This is a genomic window from Echinicola sp. 20G (assembly GCF_015533855.1).
In the GTDB taxonomy this organism is placed as follows: domain Bacteria; phylum Bacteroidota; class Bacteroidia; order Cytophagales; family Cyclobacteriaceae; genus Echinicola.
Genome location: NZ_AP024154.1, coordinates 1,457,232 through 1,475,923, shown reverse-complemented (window position 1 = coordinate 1,475,923; position 18,692 = coordinate 1,457,232). Strand labels below are relative to the sequence as shown.

18 protein-coding genes are annotated in these 18,692 nt (G+C 40.8%); 9 read left to right on the top strand and 9 right to left on the bottom strand.

Annotation, left to right across the window (positions count from 1 at the left end; all coding sequences use genetic code 11):
- Window positions 1–12 precede the first annotated feature (12 nt).
- Entirely contained in the window at window positions 13–1,854 is a 1,842-nt protein-coding gene (gene glmS / locus JL001_RS06545; protein WP_200975330.1) for a glutamine--fructose-6-phosphate transaminase (isomerizing), read from the top strand.
- 61 nt (window positions 1,855–1,915) lie between these two features.
- On the opposite strand, the gene JL001_RS06540 is transcribed toward glmS, so the two are convergent.
- Window positions 1,916–4,234, bottom strand: a complete 2,319-nt coding sequence (locus JL001_RS06540) for a T9SS type A sorting domain-containing protein (RefSeq protein ID WP_200975329.1) — start codon at window positions 4,232–4,234, stop codon at window positions 1,916–1,918.
- A 47-nt stretch (window positions 4,235–4,281) separates the two neighbouring features.
- Between JL001_RS06540 and JL001_RS06535 the strand changes: the two genes are divergently transcribed.
- Genes JL001_RS06535 through JL001_RS06520 form a run of 4 tightly spaced genes read left to right on the top strand, consistent with a single transcriptional unit; the run spans window position 4,282 to window position 8,647 of the window.
- Window positions 4,282–5,469 (top strand): DUF4105 domain-containing protein, encoded by a 1,188-nt coding sequence (locus tag JL001_RS06535; RefSeq protein ID WP_200975328.1) that lies wholly within the window; start codon window positions 4,282–4,284, stop codon window positions 5,467–5,469.
- Between the two features lie 50 nt (window positions 5,470–5,519).
- A complete protein-coding gene (gene uvrB, locus JL001_RS06530) occupies window positions 5,520–7,556 on the top strand; it encodes an excinuclease ABC subunit UvrB (protein WP_200975327.1) in 2,037 nt (678 codons plus the stop codon).
- Window positions 7,556–7,993, top strand: coding sequence for a hypothetical protein (locus tag JL001_RS06525; protein WP_200975326.1), 438 nt, complete (start codon window positions 7,556–7,558; stop codon window positions 7,991–7,993). The genes uvrB and JL001_RS06525 overlap by 1 nt, the downstream gene beginning before the upstream one ends.
- Before the next feature lie 12 nt (window positions 7,994–8,005).
- The gene (locus tag JL001_RS06520; RefSeq protein ID WP_200975325.1) at window positions 8,006–8,647 is read left to right on the top strand and encodes a helix-turn-helix domain-containing protein; all 642 of its coding nucleotides are present in this window, start codon (window positions 8,006–8,008) and stop codon (window positions 8,645–8,647) included.
- On the opposite strand, the gene JL001_RS06515 is transcribed toward JL001_RS06520, so the two are convergent.
- Window positions 8,631–9,140: a regulatory protein RecX gene (locus tag JL001_RS06515; RefSeq protein WP_200975324.1), complete on the bottom strand. Its 510-nt coding sequence runs from the start codon at window positions 9,138–9,140 to the stop codon at window positions 8,631–8,633. The two genes, JL001_RS06520 and JL001_RS06515, sit on opposite strands and share 17 nt — an antisense overlap.
- A 97-nt stretch (window positions 9,141–9,237) precedes the next feature.
- Between JL001_RS06515 and tpiA the strand changes: the two genes are divergently transcribed.
- Together tpiA and prmA are read left to right on the top strand one after the other, a co-directional pair.
- Complete coding sequence (tpiA, locus tag JL001_RS06510) at window positions 9,238–9,996, top strand: triose-phosphate isomerase (protein WP_200975323.1); 759 nt, start codon at window positions 9,238–9,240, stop codon at window positions 9,994–9,996.
- 79 nt (window positions 9,997–10,075) lie between these two features.
- A complete protein-coding gene (gene prmA / locus JL001_RS06505) occupies window positions 10,076–10,906 on the top strand; it encodes a 50S ribosomal protein L11 methyltransferase (RefSeq protein ID WP_200975322.1) in 831 nt (276 codons plus the stop codon).
- A gap of 51 nt (window positions 10,907–10,957) precedes the next feature.
- Here prmA and JL001_RS06500 read toward each other — a convergent pair whose 3' ends face one another.
- Window positions 10,958–11,821, bottom strand: coding sequence for a hypothetical protein (locus JL001_RS06500; protein ID WP_200975321.1), 864 nt, complete (start codon window positions 11,819–11,821; stop codon window positions 10,958–10,960).
- A gap of 139 nt (window positions 11,822–11,960) precedes the next feature.
- A complete protein-coding gene (locus JL001_RS06495) occupies window positions 11,961–12,284 on the bottom strand; it encodes a Rieske (2Fe-2S) protein (RefSeq protein WP_200975320.1) in 324 nt (107 codons plus the stop codon).
- A 126-nt stretch (window positions 12,285–12,410) separates the two neighbouring features.
- Here JL001_RS06495 and JL001_RS06490 point away from each other — a divergent pair, with 126 nt between their 5' ends.
- Window positions 12,411–13,172, top strand: coding sequence for a hypothetical protein (locus JL001_RS06490; RefSeq protein WP_200975319.1), 762 nt, complete (start codon window positions 12,411–12,413; stop codon window positions 13,170–13,172).
- A 260-nt stretch (window positions 13,173–13,432) separates the two neighbouring features.
- Here JL001_RS06490 and JL001_RS06485 read toward each other — a convergent pair whose 3' ends face one another.
- On the bottom strand, window positions 13,433–14,185 hold the full coding sequence (locus tag JL001_RS06485) for a TerC family protein (protein WP_192011913.1): 753 nt from the start codon (window positions 14,183–14,185) through the stop codon (window positions 13,433–13,435).
- Between the two features lie 132 nt (window positions 14,186–14,317).
- Between JL001_RS06485 and JL001_RS06480 the strand changes: the two genes are divergently transcribed.
- Window positions 14,318–14,833, top strand: a complete 516-nt coding sequence (locus JL001_RS06480) for a peptidylprolyl isomerase (protein ID WP_200975318.1) — start codon at window positions 14,318–14,320, stop codon at window positions 14,831–14,833.
- Between the two features lie 166 nt (window positions 14,834–14,999).
- On the opposite strand, the gene JL001_RS06475 is transcribed toward JL001_RS06480, so the two are convergent.
- From JL001_RS06475 to JL001_RS06460, 4 genes are all read right to left on the bottom strand, one after another.
- Complete coding sequence (locus JL001_RS06475; protein ID WP_200975317.1) at window positions 15,000–15,293, bottom strand: hypothetical protein; 294 nt, start codon at window positions 15,291–15,293, stop codon at window positions 15,000–15,002.
- Window positions 15,294–15,442: 149 nt separating this feature from the next.
- The gene (locus tag JL001_RS06470; protein ID WP_200975316.1) at window positions 15,443–16,117 is read right to left on the bottom strand and encodes a carboxypeptidase-like regulatory domain-containing protein; all 675 of its coding nucleotides are present in this window, start codon (window positions 16,115–16,117) and stop codon (window positions 15,443–15,445) included.
- A gap of 228 nt (window positions 16,118–16,345) precedes the next feature.
- Window positions 16,346–18,046: a GMC oxidoreductase gene (locus JL001_RS06465; RefSeq protein ID WP_200975315.1), complete on the bottom strand. Its 1,701-nt coding sequence runs from the start codon at window positions 18,044–18,046 to the stop codon at window positions 16,346–16,348.
- The gene (locus JL001_RS06460) at window positions 18,039–18,605 is read right to left on the bottom strand and encodes a gluconate 2-dehydrogenase subunit 3 family protein (RefSeq protein WP_200975314.1); all 567 of its coding nucleotides are present in this window, start codon (window positions 18,603–18,605) and stop codon (window positions 18,039–18,041) included. The genes JL001_RS06465 and JL001_RS06460 overlap by 8 nt, the downstream gene beginning before the upstream one ends.
- Window positions 18,606–18,692 lie beyond the last annotated feature (87 nt).

Here is an 18,692-nt window from a genome sequence, read left to right as displayed (position 1 = left end):
AACAAAATTTTTATGTGTGGAATTGTAGCTTATGTTGGCAAGCAGGAAGCCCTGCCTGTCATCATTAAGGGCCTGAAACGCCTTGAATATCGAGGCTATGACAGCGCTGGTGTGGCCTTATTGAACGAAGCCGGCCTGAATGTTTACAAAAAAAAAGGAAAAGTTTCCGAGCTGGAAAACTCCTTGATCGACAACCCTGACCTCCATTCCCATATCGGAATAGGTCATACCAGATGGGCAACACATGGTGAACCCAATGATGTCAATGCCCACCCTCATTATTCTTCATCGGAAAACTTCGCCATGATCCACAATGGGATCATCGAAAACTACGATGTACTCAAAACAGACCTCATCAATAAAGGATACACTTTTCATAGTGAAACCGATTCTGAGGTATTTATCAACTTTATTGAAGACATTTATCAGAACAACAATTGCAGTCTGGAAGAAGCCGTAAGGTTAGCACTTCACAAGATTGTAGGGGCTTATGCTATTGTTTTGATGAACAAGGATGAACCTGATACGCTAATAGCAGCCAGAAAAGGATCTCCATTGGTCATTGGTGTGGGAGAGGGAGAATACTTTCTTGCCTCTGATGCAACACCCATCATCGAATACACCAATCAGGTAGTTTATTTGGATGATTATGAAATCGCTGTAATCCGAGATGCCAAACTACAAATCAAGACAATTGAAAATGTAGAAACCCACCCTTATATCAACCAGCTTGAAATGGAACTCGAGGCTATTGAAAAAGGAGGTTTTGAGCATTTCATGCTGAAAGAGATCAGTGAGCAACCTAGGTCCATTGCGGATTGTATGCGTGGTCGACTGGATGCTAATGGAGGGCGATTGATCCTTGGTGGATTGAGGGACTACATGAACAAATTCCAAAATGCTGACAGGATCATCATTACTGCCTGTGGCACCAGTTGGCATGCCGGTCTTGTGGCCGAGTACCTTTTTGAAGAATTCGCAAGAGTACCCGTAGAAGTAGAATATGCTTCTGAATTTCGATATAGAAATCCTGTAATCAATTCCAAAGACTTTGTAATTGCCATTTCACAGTCAGGAGAAACAGCCGATACTTTAGCCGCTATTGAGTTGGCAAAAGAAAAAGGTGCAACTATTTTTGGCGTTTGCAATGTGGTGGGATCATCCATCGCCAGGGCCACTCACGCGGGTTCCTATACCCACGCTGGACCAGAAATTGGTGTGGCTTCCACCAAAGCCTTTACAGCCCAGATTTCTGTACTTTCCATGATGGCACTTATGCTAGGGTACCAAAGAGGGACTTTGCCGGAAAGCACCTACATGCAGTTGCTTAGCGAACTGGAATCTATCCCTGCAAAAGTAGAAAAGGCTCTTAAATTAAACGATCAAATAGAAAAGATCGCCGCCCAATATAAAGACGCTAGTAACTTCTTGTATTTGGGACGTGGGTACAACTTCCCTGTTGCTTTGGAAGGAGCACTTAAATTAAAGGAAATCTCCTACATTCATGCAGAAGGGTATCCTGCTGCTGAAATGAAGCATGGCCCAATTGCCTTGATTGATGAAGAAATGCCCGTTGTATTTATTGCAACTCGGGACAGCTCTTATGAAAAAGTGGTCAGCAATATTCAAGAGGTGAAAGCCAGAAAAGGTAAAATCATCGCTGTCGTAACTGAAGGTGATCAAACTGTTAAAAAAATGGCTGATCACGTGATCGAAATTCCAATGGCGCATGAAGCTTTTGTTCCTTTGATTTCTGTAGTACCACTGCAGCAATTGTCCTACCATATCGCGGTGATGAGAGGTTGTAATGTGGATCAACCAAGAAACCTGGCCAAATCAGTGACGGTTGAATAAACGTGAATTATACTAATCAAATCAATAATACCTTGGCCCTAAGCTTTGAGCTTAGGGCTTTTTATTGCTTGATCCATTTTTCTGTAAACACTTCGTTTTCTACTACACATGAAATGATGTAAAATCCTTTTCTCAGTGATTTCAACTTTTCCACAAAAGAGTCAGTTATCTGATCAATTTTGCCTGAATATTGAGCGATTTCAATTCCTTGAGCATCTTTGATGATCAAAGTCATTACGCTGTTGGGCTCATAAATTGGAAGATCAAAATTAATATTTCCAGCCAAGTAGGGATTGGGAAAAACATGAAATTCCCCTTTGAGGAGATCACTTCTCTGTAAGCCAAAGACGGGACTAAAAGCCTCCTTGCCCCACTTATCCACCGCTCCAATTTGATAGTAGTAATGCCCAGTCCCATTAAGAAGCTGGTCCAAAAACTGATACACTCCTGTACCTCCAACAAAATCATTAGCAGATATACTTTCCAGTTTACTAAAGTTATCCACATTATCTTCAGATCGATAAATATGGTATTTGCTTAATTTTTCATCACCGCTAATCGTCCATTCAACTAGGTTATACTTTCCATGGGCTTTCACACCATAATTCATCCAGGTGATGGGAAGGATTGTCGCCACTCTGTAACTCCCTATCGTAAAATCATTCCCATTTAACTCTGATAAGGAAACTTCTCTTCTTGCCCACAATTGACCCCCACTTGTTCCACCTGACAAATGGTCTCCTTCCGCAGCTTGATGATCTGCAACAACCCTTAAATCATCTACATTATCCACAATTAAATCATCAGCAGAAATCCTTAAGATCAAATCACTGTTATCTGCTGATAAACCCGAAAAGGAAAAATAACTGTTTAGCTGGTACAAAACTAAAGTCCCATCACTATCCAAAAAATTGGCAGAATGATCAACTCCGGGAAGCTGTTGGTAAGTGATGTTAAGACCTGAAGATAAGGCAGTATGCATGCCTGTTATTTCTAAAGTCCTCACACCACCCTCATACTTATCCACAAAGGGAAAGGTGGCATTGGACGTTGTTAAAACATTTGGAAGGTTATTATACTCAAGTAGGTTGAGATTGGACCAAAAACCATCCAAATAAACCAATCCTCCCAAACCAGTAGTGTTAATAGAAAGATTTTTTCCATTAAAATTCAATTCTCCTGAGGTCATCGTCAAGGTAGATTTAACATTTAAGTCATGATCCACCTCTAACACGCCTAAACTCTTATTCAAATCCAAATTGGTCACGTCTAGAGCAAAACCTGAAACATTCTGATCTGTAGTTCCCGTTAAGGACAAATCAGTATTGTTATCCACAATCGCACCTCCACCAGAACGAGTTATATTTCCAGTGACCTCAAGATGATTAGGCAATTCTTTCGATGCATTTCCATCAAAAACAATATGTTGATAACTTTCCGGAATGGCCGAGCTGGCTATGCTTGAGGTGACAAAGTGCTGGGTACTTGAATTGGAGTTATAGATGACTGTTCCAGCAAAATTAATTGAGACCGCATTGATCTCTGGATCATTGGCATTAAGAACCAAACTAGCTCCTTCCTCTAAATCAAAAAGCAAAGCAGGCACCAAACCTGCAACTGATCTCATGATGATCTCCTCCCCACAGTCAGTTTCCAAAGTCCCCCCAGATTCGATGGTTAACTCACCATAGGCTCCCGTTACTGAGGGATCATTATTAAAGGAGAAGGTAGCACAATCCACTCCGGGAATCCCTTCTTGAATCACCTTTCCTGACTTGATCACAAACCTATTTGCTTTAATAGGTTCCTGAATAGTTAGCATAGCATCTGAGTTTGGATCAAAAATTACTGAATACCTGCTTCTGGTAGTAAATCCGCTCCAAGCCCCAGCTGGAATAATTACTCTTGAATCTCCCTTAAAGACCAACTCACTACCTACACTACTCCCAATCCAATCGATGGTGTTCCAAGCCCCACCTGCAATTCCGGGAGCTGATCCTGAAAAGGCATTAAGGCTTCCATAAACCTCCAATTGGAAGTCATTGATATCCAACTTCTCACCGGTACTTGTCTGGGCATTCAAAAATAAAGAATGCACTGATTCGTTTTGTTGAAGCGTAACCTTATGACCAAACTCTATGTACACATCATGGTTTTCATCTGGTTTGATGCTGGCAGCATTCCACAAAGCACCATCATAAACCTCCCAAATACCAATTTGATCAAAATCACCGCTTGCAATGCTTCTGTAAGCTCCCACAGACTGGGCAAAAGCCTCCATTGATAATATCCAAAGCGGGGTAAAAATTACGGATATTATCTTGTAAATTCGTCTTGGATAAAAGTCATCCAAAAAAAACAGCTTAGATAAAAAAATCATACTCAAAAAAATTACTGAGTATTCAATTTAATAATATCTCTACTCTCATGAAAAAAATCGCTCTATTTTTTCTATTTATCTTATTGAATTTAAGTCATTTAAATGCACAGCAATACCAAATCAGCCTTTTAACTTGTGATCCTGGAGAAGAGCTCTATAGTGTATTTGGGCATAATGCCGTGAGAGTGATTGACCTTCAAACAGGTAGAGATTTGGTTTTCAACTATGGAACCTTTGATTTTGACACACCCAATTTTTACCTCAAGTTCGCTAGAGGAAAACTTGATTATATGTTAAGTATCAGTACTTATCAACAATTTATCGATCATTATACCTATCTAGAAAGAGGTGTTCGGGAGCAAGTCTTGGGCCTCAATCCACAACAAGCAGCCAAAGTAGTAGCATTTTTACAAACCAACTACCAACCCGACAATAGATACTATCGTTACGACTTCTTTTATGATAACTGTGCCACCCGAATCCGCGATATGATAGAAACCATTCTAGGAGATCAACTGGAATGGAAACAAACTGAAGTAACAGAGGAAAAGACTTTTAGAGACCTTATTGATGAATATGTTTACCCTCTTCCTTGGGGTGATTTGGGCATTGACCTCGCTTTGGGCAGTGTAATCGATGTGGATGCCACAGAAAGGGAAAAACAATTCCTTCCAGATTATATGGAAGTTGCTTTTGCGCAAGCTGAAATTGTAGGTGATGGTCCCACCAGGCCTTTGGTGAAAAGCCAATCAACAGTTTTAGATTTACCTCCAGTAAAGATTGAAAGTAGTATCTTCAATCCCTATTTTCTGTTTTGGCTGATTGCTATTTTCTTTATCGTAATTACTTTCATAGGCTTTAAGAAAAAGCGCTTGTTTGTGGGCTTTGACCAAGCTTTGTTTATCATCCTTTCCCTTTTGGGCATTATGGTGGTCTTATTGTGGTTCTTCACTGAGCACAGCACCACCAAGTACAACTGGAACTTGCTTTGGGCATTTCCGCTGCATGGAGTTTTGGCTTATGGTTTGAATCTAAAATACCCAGCCGAATGGGTGAAAAAGTATTTGTTGTTTGCCCTCATTCTAGCAGATGCAGCTGTTGTATTCTGGATTTTAGGTTGGCAATCATTTCACCCTAGCATTTTACCACTGATTTTAGTTGTGATTTTAAGAACCAACTACCTATATTATAATTTGGACAGGATCAAGGCTTACCGGAGAAATCTTCAAAGCTAAAAACTTTTCTCCCCGCCTTTGACGTTTGTTAAGGACACCAAGGAAAAACTATGGATTTCAAAATAATATCTGACTACAGTCCCACAGGAGATCAGCCCACTGCCATCAAAAACCTCACGGAAGGGATCAATAGCGGGGAACCCTCTCAGGTACTGCTGGGAGTTACTGGTTCTGGAAAAACCTTCACCGTAGCCAATGTAATTCAGGAAGTCCAAAAACCTACTTTGGTCCTTTGTCATAACAAAACTCTGGCCGCCCAACTATATGGAGAATTCAAGCAGTTTTTTCCGGAAAATGCCGTGGAGTACTTTATCTCCTACTATGATTACTATCAGCCAGAAGCTTTTATTCCTACGAGTGGCGTCTATATCGAGAAAGACCTTTCCATCAATGAAGAAATAGAAAAGCTGAGGTTAAGTGCTACCTCTTCCCTTTTGACCGGAAGAAGAGATGTCATAGTGGTTGCTTCTGTTTCTTGCATTTATGGTATTGGTAATCCAGAGGAATTTGGAAAAAATGTGGTGAAGCTGCAGGAAGGAGATAGAATCCCAAGAAATCAATTGCTTTTCAAATTAGTGGATATCCTTTACAGCCGAGCAAGCGTCGAGTTCAAACATGGTACTTTCCGGGTCAAAGGCGACACGGTGGATATCTTTGTCGCTTATGCTGACTTTGCCTATCGCATCTATTTTTGGGGAGACGAAATAGAAGCTATCCAAACCATTGACCCGACCACAGGAAAAAAAATATCCTCAGAAAGGTTGATCACTATTTTCCCTGCCAACCTATTCGTAACAGGCAGGGATGTGATCGATGTAGCTGTCAAAGAAATTCAAGATGACCTGATGTCTCAAATTTCCTTTTTCGAAAAGGACATGAGGCTGGAGGAAGCTACCCGACTGCGCGAAAGGACTGAATTTGATTTGGAAATGATTCGCGAATTGGGTTATTGTTCGGGTGTGGAAAACTATTCCCGCTACTTTGACCGGAGAAGTGCCGGTGCAAGGCCATTCTGTCTTTTGGATTACTTTCCGGATGATTTTCTTTTGGTTATAGATGAGAGCCATGTTACCATTCCCCAGATCAGGGCAATGTGGGGAGGTGACCGTTCGCGAAAAGTAAACCTGGTGGACTTTGGTTTTAGGTTGCCCTCTGCTTTGGATAACCGCCCGCTTAAGTTTGATGAATTTGAATCACTTACCAACCAAGTCATCTACGTCAGTGCCACACCGGCAGATTATGAACTCAACCAAACAGATGGAGTGGTGGTGGAACAGATCATTCGACCTACAGGCCTTTTGGATCCTTTGATAGAAGTTCGTCCAAGTGGCGATCAGATAGACGACCTCTTAGAGGAAATCGATCAAACCATCAAGCAAGGAGACCGTGTGCTAGTCACCACACTTACCAAAAGAATGGCCGAAGAACTCAATAAATTCTTGGAAAGAGCCGGTATCAAATGTCGTTATATTCACTCTGAGGTTAAATCCTTGGACAGGGTCGAGATTCTTCGGGAACTAAGACTCGGCATATTTGATGTATTGGTCGGAGTAAACCTTTTGAGAGAGGGACTTGACTTACCGGAAGTATCCCTGGTTGCCATCTTGGATGCTGATAAAGAAGGTTTCTTAAGAAACGAAAGAAGTTTGGTGCAGACCATCGGTAGGGCAGCGAGAAATGAAAATGGTCGAGTGATCATGTATGCGGATAGAATCACCGATTCCATGAAAAAGGCCATTGATGAAACCAAAAGGAGACGATCCATCCAAATGGCTTATAACGAAGAGCATGGCATCACGCCGAAAACGGTCATCAAATCCCGCGATAAAATCATGGGACAAACCAAAGTGGCAGACAGTAAGAAAAACGCCAAATTCTACGACGATCATTTTACCGAAGAACAAGCTTATGCCGCAGATCCTGTGGTACAATATTTGAGCAAGGACAAGCTCGAAAAATTAATCCCTCAAACGCAAAAGCAAATGGAAAAAGCCGCCAAGGACCTCAACTTTATGGAAGCTGCCAGGCTGCGCGATGAATGGCAGGGATTAAAGAAAAGATTGGAAGAGCTCAAAAGAATGGATTGATGCGAAAAATTTTACTATTACTGGCTGTCCCTTTTTTATTTTGGGTCAGCGAGGATGCCCAAGCACAGCAAGCAGAGGGAAGTTATCTTGTTTCAGGCGCTTTTGACCTGGCCAGAACTGATGCTCCGGGAGTCATCAGAAGATACCAAATCGGACTTGAAACCAATTATTTTCATTGGTACAATATATCCTTTTCAGGCGGATATGAGTTTAACTATAATAGGCCCAACCAAGTCACACTGGGAGGGAGGTATTATCCTCTGGAACCAGCTTTCATTAGGATGCGGGGCTTGATAGGCAAAGACAGTGACCTGGCCTTTGGAGCAGGTTATACCCTCAACCTTTCTTACCGTGTTAGATTAGAGGGAATGGTGGATTATTATGCTGTAAGCAATGTAGCAGGTTTAAGAGCTGGCATCAGCTTTTTGATCAACTAAATGACTTAGAAAATGACACTTCAGGAGGTGAGCAGACTGGCCCAAAAAGGGGAAGGTTTACATATTGAATTCAAAAAGAAGGCAGCACACCCTGAAAAAATTGTCAGAGAAATCATCGCTTTGGCCAATACGGAAGGCGGTTACCTACTCATCGGGGTGGATGATGACAAAACGGTCAGTGGACAGCGGTACATCGATGAAGATGTATATGTGCTGGACAAAGCCATCAAAGAATTGATCCGTCCGATGGTGGACTTTGAGAAATGGGTGATCCCTATCAATGAGAAAAAAGGCGTAGCCGTATATCACTTTGAAAAAAGCCCCAAAAGACCCCATTATCTTTATGACCAAGGCAAAAAAAAATCTTTTGTGAGGGTAGAAGACCGCACCGTTCAGGCCAGTAGGGAAGTTTGGGAAATTCTTCGTCGTAGTAAAAAGGAAAAGGACATTATCTTTAGCTATGGAGAAAAAGAAACCAAGCTGATGCAGGCCCTCAATGAAAAAACTTCGATTACGCTAAAGGAATATTCCAAGATTGCCCGATTACCTAAATTTATTGCCTCTAAAACCTTGGTTAGGTTGGTACTCGCCAATGTGCTCAAAGTGATTCCTCAGGAGCAGGAAGACTTATTTACACTCAAACATCTTTCTTGATTTCCTCTAAAGCCGCCTGGACCAAATCATTTTCAAAGCCACGACCAAGCAAATATCGATGGACCTTGACTTTTTTCTTAAAAGGGTCATTTTCCTTTACTGCTTGCCATTTCTTTTCCGCCAGATCTAATAAGCTCTCCCAATATTTGTCCCCATCAATTTCCCGCATCCCCAGCCGGATACAGTTTGGCGTAAGCTTATGCTGCTTTAATCCTTGCTCAATTTTAATCTTTCCCCATTTTTTGAGGTTGAATTTGCCTCGAACGTAGGATTGGGCAAAGCGTTCTTCATTGATAAAATTTTCAGTAATCATCGCCGAAATCAGCTCCTCCACTTCATCGCTGTACAATCCATAATCATACAGTTTGTCCCTGACTTCCTGCTGGCTCCTTTCTTGATAGGCACAAAAAGCAGCAATCTTCACCTTGGCTTGTCCAGGTGTCAGTGTTTTTTTCTGCTGCTCATTGGAATAATCTTTTCTTAGGAAGGACATTTTATGTAATTTTAGCATCTAAATTTCTTCTCCTGTACATCAAAAATCAGGAAAAGACTTTTTCTCATCAAATATATTAAACCTAACCTAAATTATCATGCGCAAAAAAATCGTCGCCGGTAACTGGAAAATGAATGGAACGCAGGAAGAGGGCCAAAAGCTGACTTCTGAAATTGTCAATATGGTACAAGACGAAAGAATCAGTGACGTAACGGTCGTTTTGAACCCTCCTTTTGTCCATGCTTCCAATGTGAAAAAATTGATCGGTGGAGTGGATAATATTTTCCTTGGCGGACAAAACTGCTCGGATAAGGAATCTGGCGCCTATACAGGCGAAACTTCTGCTAAAATCCTTGCTTCATTCGGTGCCAAATATGTGATTCTTGGACACAGCGAACGAAGAGAATATTTCAAGGAAAGCAACGAGGAACTTACTGCAAAGGTAAAGCAAGCCTTGGCCAATGACCTGACGCCTATCTTTTGCTGCGGTGAACCATTGGAAATCAGAGAAGCTGGAACCCATGAAGACTATGTCAAAGAGCAATTGACAGCTAGCCTTTTTGGTCTAAGTGAAGAAGAGTTCTGCAAGTTGGTGATCGCTTATGAACCTATTTGGGCCATCGGAACTGGTAAAACAGCCTCCTCAGACCAAGCTCAGGAAATGCATGCAGCCATCAGAGCACACTTGGCCTCAAAATATGGGAAAGCCGCTGAAGAGACTTCTATCCTTTATGGTGGCAGCTGTAAGCCGGACAATGCCCAGGAGATTTTCTCCAAAGCTGATGTAGATGGTGGATTGATCGGTGGCGCTTCGCTCAAATCAAGAGACTTCGTAGACATTATCAAATCATTCTAATAATTCAGCACTCCCGCTCAAAAGGCGGGAGTGCTTTCTTACTATTACTGAAACAAGCCTTTTACTTTTCAATTAAATCATGGAATACCTGGAGTTCAAAATAACCTGCAATCAAGATTTTACAGAAATCCTCATAGCTGAATTGGCAGAAGTTGGTTTTGATTCATTTTTGGAAACTGATGATGGGGTAGAAGCTTATATTCAGGAAGATCTTTTTGACCGGGAAGCCTATGACCAAGTCATTCAGCAATACCATGAAGCCGCAGAAATCTCTGTGGTGGAAGGTAAAATGCCCAAGGTAAACTGGAATGAAGAATGGGAAAAGCATTATGATCCGATTTCCATTGGCAAGGAAGTCTATGTCCGTGCGTCATTCCATGCCCCTAAAGAGGATGTCAAATATGACATCCTGATCAATCCCAAAATGTCTTTTGGTACAGGGCACCATGCCACCACCTATCTAATGCTTTCCCATCAGCTGGAAGTATCCCATGAAGGCAAAAGCATGATCGATATAGGCTCAGGCACGGGAATATTGGCGATTATGGCCCACAAGTTGGGGGCAAACCATATCGAAGCCTTTGATATCGACAATTGGTGCGTAGAAAATGGCAACGAGAATTTTGAGCTCAACGGCATGAATAAGGTCAAAATGGGACATGGCACCATCCGCGAGGTCAACCCAAAAGGTCCATTTGACATTGTTATGGCCAATATCAATAAAAATGTATTGCTGGACGAAATGGAGATTTATGTTTCCCTAATGAAACCAGATGCCAATCTCTTTCTAAGCGGCTTTTATGAGCATGACATCCCTGACTTACAATACCGCGCTGAATCGCTAGGTTTAAGGCTGAAAGGACAAAAAGTAAAAGACAACTGGGCTGCAATTGTATTTGAAAGGGGTTAAAAACTTTACTTCTTCACTCCCTAAGTGTTGGTGGTAGAATAAATAGGGGCCTCAACTATACCTCCTATGATAGGTCTCCAAGATATGTCCAAGTTGCTTCCTGTTATAATTCTTATAATGTAAATCATGATTAATTTCGATAGGATTATCACAATCTAAAGGCATTATATGTAGCGTGAGGTGTCTCTTCTTTCCTCCATATATTTCAAAATAAACATATTTGATATTTGACCATTTATATAGCTTTGCATCTACTAAAATTCCTAACTGACTAATTTTCATAATCACTTTTTTTGATAATGCTTTCCGAAAAAAATAGATAGCGAAACCAGCAAATATAAATACAGGACTAAGCCTTAATATATTACTCATTGATAATGTATTTATTGATTCAATAAAATTCATTAGTTGTAATAATAGATAAATAAGGAAAATAAAGCCAAGTATAGAATATCCAAGTTTACTGTTCTTAACTTCAATAATTTCCGGAAGCTTTTCTTCAACGTCTTTTTTTCTTTCATGCACAACAGCTGGATAATACCAAGACCCTGATAACAAGCTTAAATTTTTTTCCATAATATAAATCCCAGCTTCTTTATTGACTCTCCCTTCGTCTATTAAAGCAGGGATATCATTGGAAATGGGGTCGTCATAAAAATTATAAAAGTTGTAGAAGAGGTTCAAAATATTCTCTCTCTTTTTATATAGATATCTTAGCATTAATAGCCCAGATAAATTCCGTATAAAAATAAGGACGGCTAATGGAATGTTGGGAGATTCTAGTTCAATTGGTGGATAGTGATAACCTACATAGGTATCAATAACTCTGATATCGATTAAAAAAAGGATAATAATTATTATCATTAGAAAAATGAAAACAAGATTTTCTCTATAGAACCTGAGAATTTTTTCCATCCAAAAAACTTTTACCTCAATTTTAATTTCACATCTTTTATTTACACAAAAAAACACTGATCCAACCTGTGTTGACCAGCCTTGATAGTAAGCATCTATGTTTTTATCTGTGGACTTACTTTTATATTAAATCTCTCACTCAAACCATAATCTCCAGTCCACTATCCGTCAAATGGGTCTGGTAAACCTCTAGATCCCCGCAACTCCCTCCGGATTTGAGTTGGCCGGTTTTCATATCAAAACGATAGGAATGGAGCACACAGATCACCTCACCATAACCATTGATATGGCCGTCCTTTAGCGGTGCTCCCCGATGAGGACAAAGTTGCTCAAAAGCATAAACCTCCTCACCTTTACGCACCACACAAAGCTTCTTGGCCCCCAGCTGGGTTACTTTTATATTTCCCTCTGGCAGCATTTCAAATACTTCCTCCTTGGTACTTCCTAATGTGAATTTCCCCATAAACCTAATTTTATGATTTTGGCATTTCGATTACACCATTGATGTAAAAAGTACCAAAGTTCTTCAAAGATAAAAATGGTACGTGTTGATTTTTGTAAATTAGGAGAAGAATAAAGAAAAAATGCCATGAAAAAGATAATCTTATTGCCCCTGTTGATTTTTAGCATCGGTGTTTTCGCTCAAGAACTAGAAGGAGCCTGGAAACTTACCCACCTCAATGGTATTCCCGTAAAGGATCAAGAATGCATCAAAATTTATCAAGATGGCTATTTTGCTTTCGGGAATAAGGAAATGGATACCAACCACTTTTTAGGTGCAGGAGGAGGACTTTACACTTTGGAAGACTCTACCAGCTATACCGAAACTTTTGATTTCTATACCAGCAATCCCAATAAAATCGGTGCCTCTACACAGTACAACTTAGACTTTTTAGATGAAAAGCTCATCCTTTCCTATATGAAGAAGGGAGAAAATGTCATTGAAATTTGGGAAAAGGTCTCTGACCGCGACGATGACCTCAATGGCACTTGGGTAATTACTGGTAGAAAAAGAGGAGACGAAATCAGCACAATGACACCCGGAGCCAGAAGAACCGTAAAAATCCTAGGCGGTGGAAGATTCCAATGGATTGCCTTCAACTCCGAAACCAAGGAGTTCAGTGGTACTGGAGGAGGCAATTATACTGCCCAAAATGGCAAGTACACCGAATACATCACCTTTTTCAGTAGGGACGATAGTAGAGTAGGGGCTTCCCTCGGCTTTGACTATGAAGTAAAAGACGGCGCATGGCATCATAGTGGTTTGAGCTCTAAAGGAGATCCCATCTACGAAATCTGGTCTAGCTATCGAAAAGCATACCTTGAAAAATTAGAAGAAACAGAGGATTAAAGCTACACTCATTCAAACACATGGATGTATAGGCCTTTTCTAATTCTTTTTAAGAAGAAATATTAAACCGAACTCTTTTGCCAGCCTTTGCAGAAGGCTCCAAGACTTAGTTTGTGTTATAGGGATTTGGTTCTTTTCATCAATGCAAAGCATTTATGCAGTTGGGCATATAGCCAATACTCTTGAATTAAAGATCAAGAAACCTTAAAAATCATACACTGTTTTTTACTTATAACATTACGGACTTTTATTCATTCACCTTACTCCTTTGACTCTTTCATCCTAGGTTTGAGCTCCACTGGTTTCTTGGCCGTTTTCTTCCGCATCCTCATATTGACAAGCTCCACGGCCAAAGAGAAAAATACTGCAAAATAAATATAGCCTTTGGGCACTTCTACATGGAAACCTTCCACCAAAAGCATTACCCCAATAAGAATCAAAAAGCTCAATGCCAAAACCTGCAAGGTTGGGTGTTCATTGATAAATCGGCTAATCTTACCTGCAAAAGCCATCATGATCATTAAAGAAATAACCACCGCAATGATCATGATGATCACATGGTCCACCAAACCCACAGCCGTCAAAATACTGTCAAAGGAGAATATCATGTCCAAAAGAATAATCTGAACCAACACACTTCCAAAAGAAGCTCCAGATTTGGCTTTTACTTCTTCTACTTCCCCTTCCATCTTATGGTGGATTTCCATGGTGGACTTGAACAGCAAAAACAGTCCTCCACCAGCCAATATCAGGTCTCGGCCGCTAAAACCATGATTAAAAACAGTAAACAATGGCTCTGTAAACTGGATAATATAGGAAATCCCCAAAAGCAGCCCTACCCTAAAAAACATGGCCAAGAGTAAGCCTAAATTTCTGGCTTTTGGCTGTTGATTTTCAGGGAGCTTATTGGAGACAATGGAAATAAAAATGATATTATCTACACCTAGGACAATTTCCAAAAATGTCAATGTCAATAGGGCAATCCAGGTTTCACTCTGCAAAAATATTTCCATGCTGTAACAGGTTGATTTTTACCTGAATTTAACAAAGCTTTTCTGTACTCAACCTTCACTGGAAATAATTTTTTACTTTTGGGAACCTGAAAGGGCATTTCACCCTTTTTGGGCTATATACCTTTAAAAATCATGATAGCAGAAAAAAATAAAGTAGTCAGTGTAGCTTATGAGCTGCACATTGATGATGGAGAAAATGGCAAAGAATTCAAGGAAAAAGTAAGCAAAGAGCAAGCTTTTCCATTTCTATTTGGAGCAGGAAACACCCTTCCAGCATTGGAGGAAGCCATAGCAGGCAAGAGCGTAGGAGACACCTTTGAGGTATTTATTGATTATGAAAATGCCTATGGCGACTATGACGAAAGTAAGGTAACCATTATCCCTAAATCCAATTTCAAGGAAGATGGCAAGAAGAACAAAGACATGCTAAAAGTAGGTCGGGTGATCCCCATGCAGGATGACGAGGGCAACCAACTTAGGGGGGAAATCCTTAAGGTGGATTACAAAGGTGTCCATATGGATTTCAATTCTCCTTTAGCGGGATACGACCTCTACTTTAAAGGTGAAATAGTTGATATCCGAGAGGCTGAACAAGAAGAAATAGACCATGGCCATGTTCATGGACCAGGTGGACATCACCATCATTAAGAAACTATAGGCTGTCTCAAAAGTCCTCGTCATTACTTCTCCGCCTTGCTTCGTTTGTCATACAGGCATGAAGGAGAAGAATCTTATCATACGTTCAGTGAGAGCGCATAAAGATCACTTAATTTGTGATGGCGGATTTTAAATTTTGAGACAGCTTATTTTTTGTCTATTGCAAGCCCAGTTGATTGGTCTCTTTCTTCACTACTCTTTTCAGATACCGCAAAATAAAGAAGGCAGCAATACACAGGATAAACATCCCCAGTAATACCAAACCAGCTACAAAGGCTTCTTCAGCACTGACATAATGGGGGTCATCGGCCATTTTCAAGAAAGAATTCATCATTTCCTGACCATTGAACGCCATGATGCTCAACCAAAGAAACAGACCGCCAAACATCGCTGACGCAACCTGTAAAATGGTTACAATGATACTGGAAAGTTCATAGGCGGGATCTTTCATAATTCAAATAATTTGTGGATGTTAAAACTTAAAGATCTTTCTTCACATTCCATTAAATGCTGACAAACAGCATTTTACCCATTAAACACGACATATTAACGAAGAGCAAACACTAAAATTTTGCTTAAAATGAAATTTTAGCGTGAATACTACTCTATTTTTAACGAATCGACCTCAAGAGGGTTCTTCCACAAGGGTCTGGTTGTTGCATCACCTGCAGACTCTTCTCCTAAATACTTCACACGCGGCTTACCGTTAATGACCTTCTTTAACGCCCCAATCAACCCAAGGGAGGGATTGGTAGAAAAGAAAGTGACGCCTCCATTCGTATTGACATTCTTCAACAAAGTATTGTAACTGCTAAAGTCATGGAAATAGCTTAAATCCTTCATTATCATGATGGTATTAAGATTATTCTTCATGATATTCTGTTCATATGCATGAGCGGGATTCGCATTCATGATCGCTTCCTTGAAGACCTGCTCACTCGGCATCTCACTTACTTCAAACTCTTGAAGCTCCAACATTCTTTCCCCCATCCGGACCAACAAACTCTCAGTACTATTTCCATCTATTTGAATGGTTTTAGGTAAATAAGTCAAATGCACAAAAATCAACTGGTCTCCCTCCTTTGTCTTGATCTCAAACTCACCCATATCATTGGTAGAAACCCTTTCAATAGAACTGCTGATCCTCACCACAGGGATAGGCTTCCCCGATTGGGCATCCACGACCTTACCCTTGACCAAAAGCTCATCATCTTGGGCATAGATTGAAGATGTAAGGGAAACAAAAAATAGTATTAAAGTAAATATTTTGATCATGCTGATGAATTAAAAACCTAAGCGCAAGCTAGGGCATAATCACCAGTAAAATCTTGATTTAAATTTCTTTAACACACTGATTAACAATATTTAATAAACCCTCAACCTTACGCTAAGCCCCAAGAAAACCTTTCAGGTTGCGCTTATTTCCAAATCAATATAAACGAAAAATGCTACCTCCATTAGGAAGTAGCATTGCTTTATTGACATTTCTCTCTCTCTCTTTTCTCAACCTTGGTTTTTCATCGCATGATCTACCGCCCTTGCTGCAAAAACCATATAAGTCAATGAAGGGTTTTGCGTACTGGTTGATGTCATGCAGGCTCCATCGGTCACATACACATTTTGGCATGCGTGTAACTGATTGTGTTTGTTCACCAAAGAGGTTTTTGGGTCATGGCCCATGCGCACCCCACCCATTTCATGGATGTCAAGTCCAGGTCTTCTTCCATCATCCCAAGTGCGGATATTGGTAAAGCCAGCCGCATCAAACATTTCTGCCATCTGCTCTTGGTAATCTTTAAGCATATCCTCATCATTTTGATCGTAATCTACATTGATCTTGATCAAAGGCATTCCCCAATCGTCTTTTTGATCCGAATCCAAAGCCACATAATTGCTTTCCTTGGGAATCGTTTCGCCCATCATGTGCGAACCGACTTTCCAGGGACCATAAGATGGATTCATCACATTATTTACCAAATCACTGCCTATGCCATCATAATTAACTTCTTTGCTTCTGCTTCCATACAAGCCGGCCGCATACCCTCTTAGGAAGCTGGTTTCCTGTTTGTACACATTTCTAAATCGAGGCATATAACCACTGGTTGGCCTTTTTCCTTCTGTGGTAAACTCTTTAAGCCCATCATATTCTGCCGAAATTCCTCCCCGGTAATTATGAAAGGCCACGTATTTACCCATTAAGCCATTGTCATTGCCCAATCCATTAGGAAACCTTTTGGAGGTAGAGTTGAGCAAGATCATGTTAGTATTCAAAGCACTGGCGTTTACAAAAATGATCGGCGCATAGTATTCCGTCATTTCTTTGGTATTGGCATCAATGACCCTAACACCCGTTGCTTTTTCCTTTTCCTCATCATAGATAATGGAATGAACCACCGCATCATTCTGCATGGTCAAATTTCCCGTCCTGGCTGCCCAAGGCAAAGTAGCAGAGTTACTGCTAAAATAGCCCCCAAAAGGACATCCTCTCTGGCATAATGTCCGGTGCTGGCAAATACCTCGCCCTTGCTTGGCATAGTATTCTGCATTACCCGTAATGTGGGCACAACGCCCGCTAATCACATGCCTACCGGGATATTTCTCTGCCATTTGTTGCTTAAAATATTCTTCGGCCGCCGTCAGCTCAATTCCAGGCAGAAACTCCCCGTCGGGTAAATTATCAATCCCGTCATAAAATCCTGATACCCCTACAAACTTCTCCACATAACTGTACCATGGTTCCAGCTCTTTGTACCTGATCGGCCAGTCCACCGCAAAGCCATCTCTGGCAGGCCCTTCAAAGTCAAAATCACTCCAACGCTGCACCTGTCTGGCCCAAAGCAATGATTTCCCACCTGTTTGGTACCCTCGAATCCAATCAAATGGTTTTTCTTGGATATAGGGATGATCTGTGTCTTTCACAAAAAAGTGGGCTGCATCTTCCCGATAAGCATAACACCTACTTATAGCCGGATTCTCTCTGACAACATCCTCAGGAATCTGACCGCGATGCTTAAATTCCCAAGGCATCATATTGGTAGTGGGGTAATCCTTGTTGTGCTCTACCTTTCTTCCTCTTTCCAGTACCAAGGTTTTTACTCCTTTGTCACATAATTCTTTCGCCGCAAATCCACCACTCATCCCAGAGCCGATCACAATGGCTCCATATGTTTTTTCCTTTACGCTATTAATATTCAGATTAGCCATTGATGTTCACTTTTTCTCCTGGTACTATTTTTTTGCTGCCCTTAAAATTTGGGCCCGGCACAAGCTGATAAGGCATCAACTCGGTCATTACATATTCAGAGGCCATATAACCTTGCAGGGTATACCGCTTGGTGGTATTCAAAAAGTATTGGTACTGCTCCAAGTCCTTATCCTCGCCAGCTTCCTTGCCCATAATGGCCAAAAGGGTTTCTTCCCCTTTTGGTTTATCCATTTGAGTGAACCTTTTACCAAAACTAGCTTTGACATACTCGTCAAAACCTTTCAGTCCATTGACAAATTTGGTCTGATCTGCTTCACCAAGGCAGTCATTGGCCATCACCAGCACAAAATCATGTACCCCCAGCTCTGCAGCTCCTTTCAAGTCCGTTTTAGGAATGATGGTATCTACCAAAAGTTTCAGCATCTCTTGCTGTCCTTCTGTAATCTGAAGCTCATCATAGGCGGCCAGGATTTTTTCCTCGCTGAAATCACATCCTGGAATCAGCGCCAATCCTCCCGTCAAAAGAGCCATTTGTTTCAAGGCTAATCTTCTATCCATAAATTTATAGGTTATCTCTGGGGGCTAGATGTTTTTTTCTGAAAAGATAAAACGGTTTAGCGAAATTTTCAATCAATAAGCATATTA